The following is a 17,551-nucleotide window of genomic DNA, read 5'->3' as shown; positions in this document are numbered from 1 at the left end:
AGCAAGCTCGGTTTCAATTATTGAAGAGGGATCCTTTGCATGAGCGATATTTCAAAGCGCATCCAGAATCTCAGTCCGGCTCGGCAGCGGCTGCTGGAGCGACTCAATGCCGGGGACGCGCGTGGCGTGCGGAGCTATCCGATTGCCTATTCGCAGCTCGGCATGTGGTTCATCGATCAGCTGGAGCCGGACACGGCGCTTTACAACATGCCTTTCGGCAGCCGTCAAAAAGGCGCCGTGGACCATGCGGCGCTGTGGCGGGCGATTGGCGAACTGATTGAACGGCATGAGTCGTTGCGCACAGTTTTCCCTACGCGCAATGGCGTGGCGGTGCAGGAGGTGTTGCCTGAGTTGGTCGGTTTTGGCCAGACCGTCGACTTGTCGGGCATTCCCGCCGAGGAGCGAGAAGAAGAGCTCGCGCGCCAGATCAAGGCGCAGACGATGACGCCGTTCCAGCTTGCCAGGGGACCGTTGTTCCGCGCCGTGGTGTTCCGCATGGACGAGCTGGACCATGTGATGTATTTCAACATGCATCACATCATCGGTGATGGCTGGTCCTGCTACATCCTTCAACGCGAACTCGACACGCTTTATCAGGCCTACGCCAACGGCGCCGAAACGTCGCCGTTGCCCAAGCCGCAACTTCAGTACGGCGACTACGCCATCTGGCAGCGCGGCTGGTTGAACGGCGAAGTGATGACGCAACAGCTGGCGTTCTGGAAGGAACAACTGGATGGTGTCGAGGAAGCCACCATTCCCACCGACTATCCGCGTCCAGCGGTACTTGCGCACCAGGGCCATATGCTGCACGCCGCCTATGCGGCGGAATTGAGCAAGAACATCACCGAGTTTTGTCGCCGGGAAAATGCCACGCCCTTTATGGTGTTCCTGGCGATGTTCCAGCTCGCGCTGGCGCGCTACGCAGGTATCGACGACTTTCTTGTCGGTACGCCAACCGCCAACCGCAATCGGCTTGAAACCGAAAACATCGTCGGTTGCTTGATGAATACCATCGTCCTTCGCAGCGACGTGCGCGCCGGCCTCAGTTTTCGCCAGCTCGTGTCGCGGGTTCGCGAACGCACCTTGTCTGCCTACGAACATCAGGAGATGCCGTTCGAAAGGCTGGTGGAAAAACTGGTGCCGGTGCAAACGCTCAGCCGTACGCCGCTGTTCCAAGCGATGTTCACGTTGCAGAACTATCCATCGGACAAACAAATACAAGATCTGGAACAAGCCTATGTGAATATCGGCATGGACATGACCAAGCTGGAAATGACCATGTCCATCGATGAGCAAGGCGGTGTCTACGGGTGCAACTTCGAGTACGACGCGGATCTGTTCGAGCCTGCCCGGATGCAACACATGCTGGAGTATTTCGGCCGCCTGCTCGAAGCGATGGTGGCAGATCCCGATGCAGACGCTACCAACGATGCTTTTTTGCCGGACGTCGAGCTGCATCGCGTACGAGAGTGGGGACGCCAGGAAGGCAAGCCGAACGACGGTATGTCAGTGGCACAACAATTCGAGCGTGCGGCGCATCAGCACGCCGACGTGCCAGCGGTCTTTTGCACCGAGGAAACGCTTACCTATCGGCAATTGAACGCGCGCGCCAACCAGATTGCCCGATATCTGGTCGAGGCAGGTGTCGGTCCGGAAGTAAGAGTGGGGGTATTGCTCGATCGAGGTGCGAATCTTTGTGCCGTCATGCTTGGCGTGATGAAAGCCGGCGGCGTGTATGTGCCGCTGGATCCCACGCTCCCCGAAGATCGCCTGGCCTATATGGCCGCAGATTCATCCCTGACGGTGCTGCTGCTCGATGCACAGACGCGTCACCTGCTGGCGGAGGGCAATTGGCAGCGCATCGACCTGGATCAGGTCGGCGAAGCGTTGCAGCAGATATCGAGCGAGGATTTGCCGTGCCGCGTGGATGCCGACCATCTCGCCTATATCATTTATACCTCCGGTTCCACCGGGCAGCCCAAGGGCGTGGGCGTGCCGCAGCAGGCCCTGGTCAATCAGTTGCGCTGGGTTCCAGCGACCTTCGCGTTATCGGCGCAAGATCGCTTTCTGCAAAAGACGTCGATCAGTTTCGACGCGTCCATTACCGAAATGCTGGCACCACTGGTATCGGGTGCGAGCCTGGTGGTTGCCCGTCCACGTGGCGAATACGATCCGCAGTACCTTGCCGAGTTGGTGGCCGAGCAAGGCGTAACCTGCGTTGATCTTTCGCCATCGCTGCTCGATGCGTTGCTGGCTCTGGTGGATCCTGCCACTTGGCGACAGGTTCGCCTGGTCGTCTGCGGTGGCGAAGCGTTGCGGCCGGAACAGGTACGTTTTTTCAAGGAGCATTTCACTGCCCGATTGGTCAACTGCTACGGGCCTACCGAAACAGCGATCCAGTCGGCCTGGTCGGATCAATTGGATGGACCAGCCATCGTGCCGATCGGCTGGCCGGTCGCGCATACGCAGCTTTACGTGCTGGACACTCAGATGCGGTTGGCGCCGATCGGCACGCGCGGCGAGCTGTTTATCGGCGGTATTGGTCTGGCTCGCGGTTACTTGGGCCACCCCGGCCTCACCGCGGACAAGTTTGTACCGGATCCATTCGGCAAGCACGGCGAGCGGTTGTATCGCACCGGCGATCAGGTGCGCTGGCGGCCGGATGGACAGTTGGAATTCCTCGGCCGAACCGATCACCAGGTAAAACTGCGCGGCTATCGCATCGAACTGGGCGAAATCGAGCGTGCGATCGAAAGCCACGCCGCCGTTGCGCAAGCCATCGTGATGATTCGCGAAGATCAGCCCGGCATGCAGCAGCTGGTGGCTTACGTTGTGAACGACGCAGCGGCGCGTTCGGCGCCGCAAGTATCCGAGCTACGCGAGCATGTAACGAAGTCATTGCCTGCTTATATGGTGCCGGTGGCATTCGTCCTGCTCGGCGCGATTCCGCTCATGCCCAATGGCAAGCTTGATCGCAGCGCTTTGCCCGCACCGGACCAGAGCGACGTGGCTTCACGTAGCTACGAACCGCCGCAAGGTGAGACCGAGCAGCGTGTGGCTGCGATTTTCGAAGAAGTTCTCAAGCTCGAGAGGGTCGGGCGCTGGGATAGTTTCTTCGAACTGGGCGGTCATTCACTGTTGGCCGTGCAGTTGATCAGCCGTATCCAGCGCGGACTGGATCGCCAGTTCCGCCTGATGGACCTGTTCACCTATCCGACCGTGCAACAGATCGCGCAAGTGCTGGATCAGGCACAGGCACCGCAGACCAAGCTGCCCTCGATGCAGCAACCGACGTTGCGCAAACAGGCGCCGTTATCGTTCGCGCAGCAACGGTTGTGGTTCCTCAATCAGATCGAAGGTGTCGGCTCGGCCTACAACATCCCGCTGGGCCTGGTGCTGACTGGCCGGTTGGACCGTGCCGCGGTACGGCAGGCGCTGGATCATCTGCTGTGGCGGCATGAGGCATTGCGCACCACGTTCCCCACGGTGAACGAAGCGCCGATGCAAAACATTGCCGCGGTGTCGGACAGCCGCTTCCAACTGGATGAAGAAGACCTGCGCGCAAGTACCGATCCGCAAGCTGTCCGTCGACGCGTCGAAGCGGAAGCGACTGCCGGTTTCGATCTGGCGCAGGGGCCGCTGATTCGTGGCCGCCTGATTCGCACGGCCGACGAAGAACATGTGTTGCTGGTGACCGTGCATCACATCATTGCCGATGGCTGGTCGATCGATTTGTTCTGGAATGACTTCGGTGCGCTGTATCGCGCCTTCCAGGCAGGCCAACCCAATCCGTTACCGGTGCTGGGTTACCAATATGCCGACTACGCACAATGGCAGCGGCAGTGGCTGTCCGGCGACGTACTGGCGCAGCAGCAGGAGTACTGGAAGAAGACACTGGGCGACGCACCCGCGCAACTGACCTTGCCCACCGATCGACCACGGCCGGCGCAGCAGGATTTCGCAGGTGATTTTATCAGCTTCGGTTTGGATGCGGAGTTGACCACGGGCTTGCGGCGGCTCAGCCAATCGCATGGCATCACCTTGTACATGACGATGCTGGCCGCCTGGTCGGTGGTACTGAGCCGGTTGTCGGGACAGCGCGATGTGGTGATCGGCACGCCGACCGCCAATCGCCCGATGCGCGAGCTGGAGGAGCTGATTGGTTTCTTCGTCAACATGCTGGCGCTGCGCATGGAGGTACCCGGCACGCTCAGCGTCAGCCAGTTGCTGACGCAGGCACGCACGACCTTCCTGGAAGCGCAGGAGCACGAACATCTTTCGTTCGAGCAGGTAGTGGAAGTGGTACGGCCGCCACGCGATCCCGCTTATAGCCCGATCTTCCAGGTGATGTTCACCTGGCATGTAAAAGCCGGCCAGGGCGGCGGTAGCGGCGAATCGATCTTGCCGGGTATCGCGATCCGCGATGTGGATATGCCTGCTCCGCGCAAATCAAAATTCGATTTGACGCTTGCGCTAGAAGAAGGCACGACGATCGGTGGTGGTCTCGAATACGCCACGGCATTGTTTGAGCGTGCGACCATCGAGCGCCTCCTGGTTTATCTGCGACGCGTACTGCAGGCGATGGTGCGCGATCCGGCGCAAACAATCAGCCAGCTCGATATGTTGCCGTCCGCCGAACGCAGCCAGGTGCTGCATGGCTGGAACAAGTCGACCGCGCGCGACTACGTTTTCGAAGACGCGCATCGAATGATCGAGGCGCAGGTACGCCGCACGCCGGACCAGATCGCCGTGGCGCACGGTGCGGATACGCTCAGTTATGCCCAGCTCAATGCGCAGGCCAATCAATTGGCCCGTTGCTTGCGCGCCGAAGGTATTGGTCCGGATGTACGCGTGGGCTTGTGCGTGGAACGCGGCACGACAATGGTCGTGGCGATGCTGGCCGTGCTCAAGGCGGGCGGTGCGTATGTGCCGTTAGATCCGGCGTATCCACCGGCGCGCTTGCAGGCAATGCTGGTCGATGCGGCGCCGGCGGTAGTGTTGACTCAATCGACACTGCATGCAGCCTTGGGTCACTGGGAAGGGCGATGCCTGGATCTCGATGACAGTCACGCCGTGGCCGGTCAGTCCGATGACGACTTGCCTCAAGCCGAAGGCCTGACGTCCGAGCACCTGGCCTATCTGATCTACACCTCCGGTTCGACCGGCACGCCCAAGGGTGTGATGTTGCAGCGTGCGAATCTGGCCAACTTCCTGCATTGGGGTCAGGAAGCATTCGACAGCGCGATGCTGGAGCAAACACTGGCGGCCACATCGTTGAGTTTCGACTTGGCGGTGTTCGAGATTCTGTTGCCGCTGAGCTGCGGCGGCACGGTGCAAGTAGTGGCCAATGTGCTGGAACTGGCCAAGACGCCGGTACCGGTGACGCTGCTCAACACCGTGCCCTCGGCGCTGGAAGTGTTGCTGGACGAAGGCATGCTGCCGTCGACAGTGCGGGTGGTGAACCTGGCAGGCGAAGCCTTGAAGCCCGCGCTGGTCAAGCGTGTGTTTGCGCAGCCACAGGTGGAGCTGGTGCACAACCTGTACGGCCCGACCGAGACAACCACGTATTCGACCTACACCCGCATCACACGCGAGGAGATTTACGACGGGCATATCGGCCAGCCTATCGCAAACACGCGTATCTATATTCTCGACGCGCAAGGCGAGCCGGTGCCAGTGGGCGTGAGTGGCGAGTTGTATATCAGCGGGGCAGGCGTGGCACGCGGCTATTACTGCCGTGAAGAATTGACCGGCGAGCGCTTCAAGCGCGATCCGTTCGTGCCGGATGCATCGGCGCGCATGTATCGCACCGGCGATCTGGCGCGTTGGCGTGCGGATGGCCGGATCGATTATCTCGGCCGCGCTGATCACCAGATAAAGCTGCGCGGCTATCGCATCGAACTGGGCGAAATCGAGCAAGCACTGGAACGCCAGGCGACAGTGCGGCAAGCCGTCGTGCTGATGCGCGAGGACGTGCCGGGACACAAGCAATTGGTGGCCTACGTAGTCGGGCAGGGCGACGGTGATGTCGCGGCCTGGCGCAAGGAGCTGATGGATACGTTGCCGGCTTATATGGTGCCAACGGCATTCGTGGGCTTAGAGACAATGCCGCTGACGCCAAACGGCAAGCTTGATCGCAAGGCATTGCCGGCACCGGACCAGAGCGGCGTGGCTGCACGTAGCTATGAACCGCCGCAGGGCGAGACCGAACGGCGCCTGGCCGAGATCTTCGCGGAGGTGTTGCAAGTCGAGCGGGTCGGACGCAACGACAACTTCTTCGAACTGGGCGGTCATTCACTGTTGGCCGTGCAGTTGATCAGCCGTATCCAGCGCGGACTGGATCGCCAGTTCCGCCTGATGGACCTGTTCACCTATCCGACCGTGCAACAGATCGCGCAAGTGCTGGATCAGGCACAGGCACCGCAGACCAAGCTGCCCTCGATGCAGCAACCGACGTTGCGCAAACAGGCGCCGTTATCGTTCGCGCAGCAACGGTTGTGGTTCCTCAATCAGTTCGAAGGTGTCGGTGCGACCTACAACATCCCGCTGGGCCAGATACTCACTGGCCGGCTGGACCACGCGGCGGTACGGCAGGCGCTGGATCATCTGCTGTGGCGGCATGAGGCATTGCGCACCACGTTCCCCACGGTGAACGAAGTGCCGGTGCAAAGCATTGCCGCCGCGTCGGACAGCCGCTTCCAACTGGACGAAGAAGACCTGCGCGCGAGTACCGATCCGCAAGCCGTGAGTCGATGCATCGAAGCGGAAGCGAGTGCCGGTTTCGATCTGGCGCAGGGGCCGCTGATTCGTGGCCGCCTGATTCGCACGGCCGACGAAGAACATGTGTTGCTGGTGACCGTGCATCACATCATTGCCGATGGCTGGTCGATCGGTTTGTTCTGGAATGACTTCGGAGCGCTGTATCGCGCCTTCCAGGCAGGTCAACCCAATCCGCTACCGGTGCTGGGCTACCAATATGCCGACTACGCACAATGGCAGCGGCAGTGGCTGTCCGGCGACGTGCTGGCGCAGCAGCAGGAGTACTGGAAGAAGACGCTGGGTGACGCGCCCGCGCAACTGACCTTGCCCACCGATCGACCACGGCCGGCGCAGCAGGATCTCGCGGGCGATTTTGTCGACTTCGGTTTGGATGCGGAGTTGACCACGGGCTTGCGGCGGCTCAGCCAATCGCATGGCATCACCTTGTACATGACGATGCTGGCCGCCTGGTCGGTGGTACTGAGCCGGTTGTCGGGACAGCACGATGTGGTGATCGGCACGCCGACCGCCAATCGCCCGATGCGCGAGCTGGAGGAGCTGATTGGTTTCTTCGTCAACATGCTGGCGCTGCGCATGGAGGTACCCGGCACGCTCAGCGTCAGCCAGTTGCTGAAGCAGGCACGCACGACCTTCCTGGAAGCGCAGGAGCACGAACATCTTTCGTTCGAGCAGGTAGTGGAAGTGGTACGGCCGCCACGCGATCCCGCTTATAGCCCGATCTTCCAGGTGATGTTCACCTGGCATGTACAAGCCGGCCAGGGCAGCGGTAGCGGCGAATCGATGTTGCACGGTATTGCGAACCGTGACTTGGACATACCTCATCGGCGCAAATCAAAATTCGATTTGACGCTGATGCTGGAAGAACAGGGATCTACGATCGAAGGCGGTCTCGAATACGCCACGGCCTTGTTTGAGCACAGCACCGTCGAACGCGTGGCGGTCTATCTGCGGCGCGTGCTGCAGGCGATGGTGCGCGACCCGACACAGGCAATCAGCCAGCTGGACATGCTGCCCGCTGCCGAACGCAACCTGCTGCTCAAGACCTGGAATGATACCGATGCGCCGTATCCGGCCCATTTGTGCATCCATCGGCTGTTCGAGCAGCAGGTCGAACGCACCCCCGATGCGATCGCCCTGCGTTTCGAGGAGCAGTCGCTCAGTTACGCCCGGCTCAATGCCGAGGCCAACCGTCTGGCGCATTACCTGATCGAGCAAGGCGTGCGCCCGGACGATCGCGTCGCGATCTGCCTGGAGCGGAGCCCGGCCATGGTGGTCGGTCTGCTGGCCACCCTCAAGGCAGGCGGTGCCTATGTACCGCTCGATCCGGCCTATCCCTGCACACGCCTCACCCAGATCCTCGCCGATGCGGGCCCGGCGATCTTGCTCAGCGACGCCATTGGGCGTGATGCCCTCGGTGAGGAGGCGCTTGCCTCGCTGACGGTACTTGACCTCGCGAGCGAGCACGCGCCGTGGATCGTGCATGCCGATGCCGATCCAGATCCACGCGAGCTGGGCCTTGCCTCCGAGCATCTGGCCTATGTGATTTATACCTCCGGTTCGACCGGCACGCCCAAGGGCGTCATGGTCGAGCATCGCAATCTCGTCAACTATTTCACGGCGACACAGGCGACGTATTACCGGCCCGGCGGCAACGGATCGCCCGCCTCGTTGTCCTTTGCCTTCGATGGCAGTGTGACGATCTTCTTTGGACCGCTCATCGCCGGTCAGCCACTGATCTTGTTGCCGGTTGAAAATGAACTGATGGCGCTGGGCAAGCCCGATGTTTCCGCTGCGGCGGTCGGAGGCGCATTCGAATTGCTCAAGCTGACGCCCGCCCATTTGAAGATACTCAATCCCGTCTTGGATGCCTCGAATGCCAGTGCGCCCGCGCGCAGCCTGATCCTGGGCGGCGAAGCGCTGGTACCGGGTGACCTCGCGTTCTGGCAGGAACGCTATCCGCATGTTCAGTTGATCAACGAATACGGCCCCACCGAGACCACCATCGGCTGTACTACCTACGTAGTCAGCGCAAAAGTACCCGGCAACGAGATCGTGCCCATCGGCCGTCCTCTCGCCAATACGCGGATTTATTTGCTGGACGCGTGCGGGCAGCTGGTGCCACGCGGCGCCATAGGCGAGCTCTACGTTGGCGGCGCGGGCGTGGCGCGTGGCTATCTCAACCGGCCCGAGCTGACCGCCGAGCGCTTCCTCACCGACCCGTTCAGTCCGCACCCCGATTCACGGATGTATCGCACCGGTGATCTGGCCCGTTATCTGCCTGACGGCAATCTCGTCTTCCTCGGCCGCAATGATCAACAGGTCAAGATTCGCGGCTTCCGCATCGAGCTGGGCGAAATCGAATCGCGCCTGACCGAACACCCCGCCGTGCGCGAGACCGTCGTGCTTGCACGTGAGGACGTCCCCGGCGACAAGCGGCTGGTCGCCTACATCGTCCCAACTCGGAAGGATGATGCGGAAGCCGATGCGTTGGCCGCTGCACTGCGCAGCTATTTGAGCGTGCACCTTCCCGATTACATGGTGCCGGTGGCCTTCGTAAGGCTGGACGCTCTGCCGCTCACTCCCAATGGCAAGCTCGATCAAAGAGCGCTGCCGGCGCCCGACGACAGTGCCTTCGCTCGCCGTGAATACGAGCCGCCGCAGGGCGAGGTCGAGACCACCCTGGTCCGGCTCTGGCAAGAGCTCCTCGGCGTGGAGCGCGTGGGCCGCAACGACAACTTCTTCGAACTTGGCGGTCACTCGCTGCTGGCGGTGCAATTAGTACGACGCATCAGCCAGCTTGCATCGGCAGATTTTCGACTGCAAAACATTTTTACGTTGTCGACGCCGGCATCGATCGCTGCCTGGATTGCCGCCGCTTCACGTGGCGAGCACGACGAGTCACCGCAAGCGAGCGGTGTGGAAGGCGTCGTAGCCCTGACCAAGGAGAGCGAACGCCAGCCGGTTTTCTTCCTGCATCCTATCGGCGGCACCGCGTTCTGCTACGCCGAACTGGCGCGCCTGCTGGAACCGCAGGCGAGTGTCTACGCGCTGGAATCGGATTTCGACGAAGAAGACGACATGCTCGGCATGACCGAACTTGCCGAGCATTACCTGAAACGGCTGCGCCAGGTTCAACCCGCCGGGCCGTATCGCTTGGCAGGATGGTCCTTCGGCGGTCTGCTTGCGTGGGAAATGGCTGCGCAACTACGCGCGCAAGGCGAACTTGTGTCGCAATTGGTCATGATCGACACGCACCCGCCACAGCCGTCTCCCCCGGCGACCAGTGCGCAGCGGATGCGACGAGTCATTTCCCACGTGCGCGAGGACGTACTCGGCCAGGACGATGGCGTGGTCCTGGATCCGCGTGACCTGCAAGGCGGCCTGGATGCGCTGGAAAACCTGCTGGTCAGGCTCGACCTGGTGGCCGAGGCAACACGCCGGCAAGAAACGGCAAAGCTCCTTGCTACCTATGACCGTAATCTCTATGCGATGGAAACCTACAGCGTGCCGTCCGCCGAGCAGATGGCCGTGCTGTTCATCGCGGCGGAAGGGGCGTACGCCGATCACCTTCGCGATGAATGGAGTCGTCGCACCCATGGTTTGCTGGAATGCATCGCGCTGGCGGCCAATCACTACACGATTATGAAGGGGGCATGTACCCAGGCAATTGCACAACGAATGCGTCAGGACCTGCCGGGCTTACCCACCCATGAGCAGCAGCCGTTGCGGCAACCTGCCGGTCAGGTCGTGTCATGAAGCGCACAGCTAACTCCGATGCATGCCACTGCGGACGCACCGGGCTTCGTCATCGGCGCGGCGCAGGTTCTCGGCGCGGAAGAGTCCGCGCGAGTGCCATCGCCCCGGCACTAGCGCCTCAGTCTGAACTTCAACGATTTCCATACGCTCGTCACGGGCATGGCGACCGATCGCCAGCTGCAGCTTTGAACACTCCCGTCGACGTCATCGGAAGCATCGCAAACATGCAGGGTATTCACGATAAAGGAGCGTCATGAACGAGATTAGCCGGGTTGTGGATGGCCTTCTTGAGAATGGCTACGCCGTATTTTCGATGCCGCCGACGTTACGCGAAGCTTTCCGGCTTATCCCCGCCGGGCTCGCGGAAATTTCCGAGGACGAAAAGCAGCAGTTCTGTTTTCCGGAGCAGTTGGACGGATTTCTTCCTTTCGGCTCGGAGTATGCGGCGAACAATCCCGGCCACCCCGATTTATGCGAACGCTTCTGTTATTTTCAGAAGTACCGCGCGCTGCACGCCAGATATCCCACGGCTTCGACGTCTTTTTACCGCGCGATCGTCGCCTACGAGCAGGCCGCGGCTGCGCTCTCCAACGTCGTGCTCGATGCGGTCTTCGCGCGGCTGGGCGGTACGGCGCCCAAGGCCCCAGGCGACGATTCCTATATCCAGGTTTGCCGTTATAACCTCGAATACTCGGCCGCGGAACGCCAGCGCGAATACCGCATGGATCCACATGTCGACAGCCAGCTGTTGACCTTTATCGCGCAAACCGATCAGGGCCTGATGGTGGGCGATCACCAGCGGCTGCAACATATCAACTTCGCTCCCGATGAAATCTTCGTCATGGCCGGCAAGCTCCTGGAACTGGCCACCGACAATGAAATCCGCAGCGTCTTGCACGCGGTTTCCTGTGACGAAGCGATCGAGCCAAGGCTGTCGATCATGTATTTCCAGAATCCGTGTTTCCGGGCGCCACCCTATGCGAGCCTGCGCCATGGCAGCAGCATCGACTTCTATGCCGTCGCCGATGTCATTCACCAAAGTTTCGGCAACCCCTCATACAGGAATTCCGTATCGTGAAATACGCATCGACGAACAAGAAAGGACACGTTGTTCACCTACTCAATCAATCGTTCGCGCAATGACATCACCGCATGCCTTTATGCGCTGAAAAGGAGGGAGTTATGCATTTAGACCTGCTGAAAATGAAAGATGACCTGGACGAGCGTGTCGGTTCGATTCGAGATGTCGAAAAGATGATCGATGCGCTGGTTCGTTGCACTTCATCGTTTCACGAGAGTGTGGGCAAGGCGGTCCAGGTCCTTCGCGAATACCCGATACTGGTAAGCGATGCACGGGATCACTTCCACCTGCTGGATCCACTGGTCGAGTATCTGGAATCCAAGGTTTTTCTCGCCAACGACGTGGACCAGCTGCTGTTCGGACTAGGCTATGGTCGCGATGAGGTGGAATTGCTGAACAACGCCTACTGTGCCTGGGAAACGGCACTGGAACAGATCTTTGTCGAACGGTTGTGCGCAGGAACCAGCTCACTGAACGATTACCGCCTCAACAATCGTTTCCAGCGCCTTCTGAAGAGGGAAATTTCAATGTTGCGCCATCGAACGCATCGGCGCGCATTGTTCATCGGATCCGGTCCTTTTCCGATCAGCGCGATGTGGCTGCACCGGTACCTGGGCATTGCCGTCGACGGGCTGGATCTTTCCATGGACGCGGTGGAACGTTCGCGAGGCCTGATCGCCAAGCTTGATCTGAAAGGGGTGATCAACGTCATCCATGGAGATTCTCCCCATTACGACGTCAGCGCCTACGACGTGATCATCATTGCCTTGTTGGCGAAGCCGAAAAAATTGATCCTCGACAACATCCACGCCTCGGCCAAACCCGATTGCGAAGTGATTTGCCGTACATCTTCGGGGTTGCGCAGCGTGCTATACGAGCCTACCCACATCTCCCCGGACATACTGCACAAATTCACCATCAGCGATGCCCGGGTCATTTCCGGCACCGCGGACGACACCATCTCCTCGCTACTGCTCAACAGGATTGGTTAACGATGAACTTCGCCGCCTTACTGGAACGAGCCCGTGGCCATGCCTCGAACACGCTTTCTGCCAGACGCATGGATGGCAGCGATCATCAGGTATCGGTACCGGCATTACTGGACGACGTCGAGGCGCTTGCTGCCAAGCTCACCCAAGCGGGCATTCGACCCGGCATGCAGATCGGGCTGCAAGCCGGCAATGGTTACGAATACCTGCTATGGGACCTGGCAGCCATCAAGCTGGGTGCCGTCATTCACACCGTGCCCGAAGAACTGCCCCCGGAAAAGCTTGCCGCCCTGGTACAACAGCATGACGCGGCCTTATGGGTATGCGAAAACAGGCAGGCATTGCCTGGGCATCCGTATCGCGTCGACCTGGCCGACACCTGCACCGATCATCCGCTTGCCATCGACCCGGCAGCGGGGCGGCTGGAAGACCAGGATCTGCACACCAGGGTCTATTCGTCAGGGAGCTCGGGCTACCTGAAGGGGCTCAACATCAGCCGCCGCGGCACCGAGGCGTTGGTCAGCGACTTCATTGCGGCTTTTGCGCTTGACCCGGCCGACAGCCACCTCATCTTCCTTCCGCTTTCCAATTACCAGCAGCGACTTTCCGTCTATGGCTGCCTGTGGGCCGGAGCTTCGATCCGTGTGGTGCGGCACACCTCGGTTTTTCAGGAATTGGGTGCGTTCAAGCCGAGTTTCATCGTGGCGCCGCCGGCCATCTACGAAAACATCTATCACGTGCATGGACGAGGGCAGCAAGCCGCACAGAAGCTGGGCGCGTTTCTCGGCGGAAACATCCGCTTCATGATTACCGGCATGGCGCCTATCCGCCACGAGTTGCTGCGCGCCTATAACGAACTTGGCTTTCCGCTGCTGGAGGCCTACGGCGTCACCGAGACCGGCATGATCGCCTGGAATACTCCGGCCACCCAGCGCATCGGTTCGGTAGGGCGTCCGATTCACCCCGAACACGTCCATTTCAACGAGGAATCGGAAGTGGTGATACGTCGCCCATTTCCGCTTACCCAAGGATATTTCGACAGTACTGGCAGCGATGGCGCACAGACCTTTCTTGCCGATGGCACGATCGCCACCGGCGACATCGGCGCCCTCGACGACGACGGCTTCCTGTATCTGAAGGGGCGCAAAAAGGAAATCATCCTGACCAGCGGCGGAGCGAAGTTCCATCCGGAGGAACTGGAGCGGAAGCTGACCTCGTTGAACGGGGTGCGACACGCGATCGTCCTGCAGTCCCAGCGTGGCCAGGAAGTGGTAGCGGTACTGGTCACGGATGAAGCCGACGCGTCGCAGGCATCTGGCATCGCCGATGAAGATATCCGCGCGCTCAACCAGTCGATACCCAGCTACATGCACATATCGCGCAAGGTCATCACCAGCACGATTCCAAGTATCGACAACGGCATGCTGACGCGGAACCTCAAATACGACCGAAAGGGCGTCTACCGATACTTCCAGCAGCAAATCGAGGTGACCCAAGCATGAGCGCGATCATTGACGAAAACGCGGACGTGGAAAAACTGGCCGGCCTTATCCGACTCGCCATGGGCGATGAACCGCCGGTCGCGGTGATCGCTGCGCAGACCCGCTTCACTGAAGACCTTGGCATGCAGTCGATCAACCGGCTGATGCTGCTGAGCCTGCTGGAGCAGGAGTGCGGCGTCAGCCTGGAACGGCACATGACCCAATTGGTCGAACTGCAAACGGTGGGCGATACGGCTCGCTTTGTCGCCAGCCTGACCGCAGGACATTGACGCATGCGTCGTCCGCCCCTGATCGTCGATGGACATTGCCATTTGGCATCTTCACGCTGCATACCTAGCGAATTTTTCGTCGGTGTGGCGCGCAACATGGCCAGAAAGCAGTTCGCGCGCGAACGTTCCGGCGAAGCGGAAAAGCTGGGCAGGGTGCTGGAGCTTCAGTATCATGACCATGATGCCGACCGGCTGGTCCGCAAGATGGACGAAGCGGGCATCGCTCGCACCGTCCTGCTTGCGCCGGATTTCACGCATGTCTTCAAATCGCAGTACAGCCTGGAAGACATGGCTGCCCAACACGCCGCCGTCCGTGCGCGCCACCCGGGCCGCTTCCATGTTTTCTTCGGTGTGGACCCGCGCTGGGGCAGATCCGGCTATGACCTGTTCGAGCGGGTCGTCGATCGCCATGGCTTCGAGGGGCTCAAGGTTTATCCGCCTTGCGGGTTTTCGCCCAGCGACGAACGCATGTTCCCGTTGTACGAATTCTGCGCAGCGCGCCAGCTTCCCGTGCTGCTGCATACCGGACCCACTACGCCCACCCTGGACTTTAGTTACGCAGATCCTTATCTGATCGACGCCGCAGCGAAACACTTTCCCGGCGTGAACTTCATTCTGGCGCACGGTGGCGTCAATTTCGTGGAACAGGCGAAATTGATGTGCAACTACCGGGCCAATGTGTATCTGGACATCTCAGGCTTTCCCGCCGCCATGTCGGCGTCGGGCTGGCAGCAGCATCTTGCCGACCTTTTTTCCCAGGGCATCAACCACAAGATCATCTTTGGTACCGACTGGCCCGTTTTTTCCATGAAGGACGACCTTGCCGCCATGGTGAGCGGCTTGCTCGAAGAAACCGGGCCCATGCGCAGTCTCGCCGATTCGACCGTTGCGGCCATCATGGCCGGCACGATCGGCAAGCTGTTGCCCAGCCCATCCGTTGCCACCCAAGCGAGCGGCATCGGTCCGATGTTCGAACTCGAAGGAGAAAAACCGTGAGCGTGCAATTCTTTTGGCCGACATCGATCGATCCGAGCACTGGCGCTGGGATTGTCGCCTTGTACAACGATGCCATCCAGCATACCGATGTAATCGGTTATCGGCAGGCCTTGAACGACGACGAAGGGCAGGCGCTAGTCGCCGATCTCGAGGATTCGCTGCGTCGGGGCGGCTTGGCCTTGTTCGTGATCCGCGATGGAGACGACTTCATTGGCATGGCTCTCCTGGCGTCGAGCGAGATGCCCAACTGCCGACATATTGCCAACCTTTCCAAGGGCATCATTCGTTCCGATTATCAGAAGCGCGGCCTGGTCAGGGGCGCCTTTCTGAACATATGCGACTATTGCGATGCGCATGGCTACAGCCTGATCACGCTGGACGTAAGGGAAAACTCCCGGCCGCATCAGCTTTGGCAGGGCCTGGGCTTTACCGAATATGGCCGCCTGGTCGATTACGCGCGGGTGGACGGCATTGCGCATCCCGGCGTGTACATGCAGCAATCCAGTGCTTCCTTGCGTGCCCGCCTGAGCGCATCGTCGCCGGCGTTGCTTTCGGCCGATGAATTCAAGAAGAAACTCAGGGACGAACTGGAGTCGCGCATTACCTTGACCCATCCCATCGTCAAGAAAATCTTGAATGGCACGCCGCAATGGGAGCTGCTGCGCAGGGTTACCTTGCAAGGCTATCAATTGACCAAGCATTTTCTCGAATACATCGAAACGCTTTATCATCATTGTCCGCGCGGCATACACAAGAAACGCCTGCTTCTCAATATGTACGAAGAAGAGACCGGGCGCTTTTCCAGGACCGACAACCATGTGAACTTGATGGAGAATTTCATCAGGGCCATAGGCGTCGGCGACGCCGATCGCGATGCCGCCATACCGCTTCCGTCGACCAAGGCGCTGATCGATTACCGTATGGACCTCGTGCGCAATCGGCACACGTTTCACATGGGCGCTGCCGCCGTGATGATTGCCAGTGAAGGGCAGAATTTGGAAACCGCAGCCGGCGAGGCCCGCCATGAACTGCTGCCGCGCATCTACAGCCTTACGGAGACCGACTTGCAATTTTTCTCGGTGCACCAGAAAGAAGATATCGGTCATGTCGCCGAGGGCATCAGCCTGGTCGCCGACATCTGCACCACGGCGTCCATGCAGCAGGAAGCCCTGGAGGCGGTTCGCAAAACCTGCGATCTGTTCTATGGCATGTACGAAGGAATGGCTCAAGCCTATGCAGCGTGAGGAGCAGGGTGCCAGCTTCGGCCTGGGCGGCCTGACCGTCGAGCTAGGCGACACGATCCGCGAAGTGGAAGCCATCGCCGGAGCGCGCGAACAATTTGCGGCGCTCAAACTTCCCATGAACAGTGCCTTGTTGCGATACCGGCATTTTCGCGAAAGTACGCTTGCGCCCGGCACGGTCATCTCGCGCGTGATCGAGCGCTGCCTGGAAGACACCGGTGTGGAAGCCTCGGACATTGACATGTTCATCCTGACTTCGGCCTCCGCAGGATTTCTTGCGGACCGCAGGCTGGTACCCGACTTGCTCAAGCGCCATGGCTTGCTTCGCGCGGTACCGATGGCGATCGTTGCGCAGGAGTGCACGGGGTTATTGTCGGCGATCCACACCGCGTGCATGCATATTCGCAGCGGTCTTGGTCGACGAATACTGGTGGCATCCTACGACCAGGCCGGCGCGGATGCGCATCGCATACAATCCTTCGGCGTCATCAGCGATGCAGCGGTGGCATGCCTGATATCCTCGATTGATCCGCTGGACTTCAGGGTGCTCGGCTTTGCGCAATATGGCAACGTGCAGGGGATGCATGGCGAGGACAATCTCGACCAGCGCCAGGCCCTGATCAACAAGGTGACCGTAGCCGCGCTTTCCGATGCAGGCATGCCGCTCGCTGGAGTGGCGAAGGTATTTTCCACCAATTTTTTCTGGCCGCTTGCCACCTACAACGCCACTGCGGCAGGATTTTCCACACAGCTGCTGCACGCAGACACGTTGCTGGATCTGGGCCATTGCCTTTCCGCAGATGCCTTGATCAATCTCGACCATTACAACCGCAAGCCAGCAGGACAACCGGGAGACCGCTATTTGCTGCAAGCGTTCGCCATGGGGTTGCTCGCCTCGATGTTGGTAGAGCGAACCGGTGCAGCCGTGCAGGGCTGA

The 17,551-nt window shown here is 60.2% G+C and carries 8 protein-coding genes; all 8 read left to right on the top strand.

The window, feature by feature from the left end; translation table 11 throughout:
- The first annotated feature begins 39 nt into the window (after positions 1–39).
- The 8 genes from B0E51_RS07020 to B0E51_RS06985 all read left to right on the top strand — a co-directional run bounded on the left by B0E51_RS07020 (position 40) and on the right by B0E51_RS06985 (position 17,551).
- Entirely contained in the window at positions 40–10,536 is a 10,497-nt protein-coding gene (locus B0E51_RS07020; protein ID WP_077444177.1) for a non-ribosomal peptide synthetase, read from the top strand.
- A gap of 253 nt (positions 10,537–10,789) precedes the next feature.
- Positions 10,790–11,614: a 2OG-Fe(II) oxygenase family protein gene (locus B0E51_RS07015; RefSeq protein WP_077444176.1), complete on the top strand. Its 825-nt coding sequence runs from the start codon at positions 10,790–10,792 to the stop codon at positions 11,612–11,614.
- A gap of 74 nt (positions 11,615–11,688) precedes the next feature.
- Positions 11,689–12,609, top strand: coding sequence for a nicotianamine synthase family protein (locus tag B0E51_RS07010; protein ID WP_077444175.1), 921 nt, complete (start codon positions 11,689–11,691; stop codon positions 12,607–12,609).
- A gap of 2 nt (positions 12,610–12,611) precedes the next feature.
- A complete protein-coding gene (locus tag B0E51_RS07005) occupies positions 12,612–14,108 on the top strand; it encodes an AMP-binding protein (RefSeq protein ID WP_077444174.1) in 1,497 nt (498 codons plus the stop codon).
- Positions 14,105–14,377, top strand: a complete 273-nt coding sequence (locus tag B0E51_RS07000; RefSeq protein WP_077444173.1) for an acyl carrier protein — start codon at positions 14,105–14,107, stop codon at positions 14,375–14,377. The genes B0E51_RS07005 and B0E51_RS07000 overlap by 4 nt, the downstream gene beginning before the upstream one ends.
- Positions 14,378–14,380: 3 nt before the next feature.
- The gene (locus tag B0E51_RS06995) at positions 14,381–15,373 is read left to right on the top strand and encodes an amidohydrolase family protein (RefSeq protein WP_077444172.1); all 993 of its coding nucleotides are present in this window, start codon (positions 14,381–14,383) and stop codon (positions 15,371–15,373) included.
- Positions 15,370–16,617, top strand: a complete 1,248-nt coding sequence (locus B0E51_RS19640; RefSeq protein ID WP_217333079.1) for a GNAT family N-acetyltransferase — start codon at positions 15,370–15,372, stop codon at positions 16,615–16,617. Before B0E51_RS06995 ends, B0E51_RS19640 begins: the two co-directional genes overlap by 4 nt.
- Entirely contained in the window at positions 16,607–17,551 is a 945-nt protein-coding gene (locus B0E51_RS06985) for a hypothetical protein (protein WP_168172590.1), read from the top strand. Before B0E51_RS19640 ends, B0E51_RS06985 begins: the two co-directional genes overlap by 11 nt.

This window comes from Rhodanobacter sp. C05, from assembly GCF_002001165.1.
Taxonomy (GTDB): domain Bacteria; phylum Pseudomonadota; class Gammaproteobacteria; order Xanthomonadales; family Rhodanobacteraceae; genus Rhodanobacter.
Note: the sequence above shows the minus strand (reverse complement) of the source record. Positions and strands in the feature narration are given on the sequence as shown.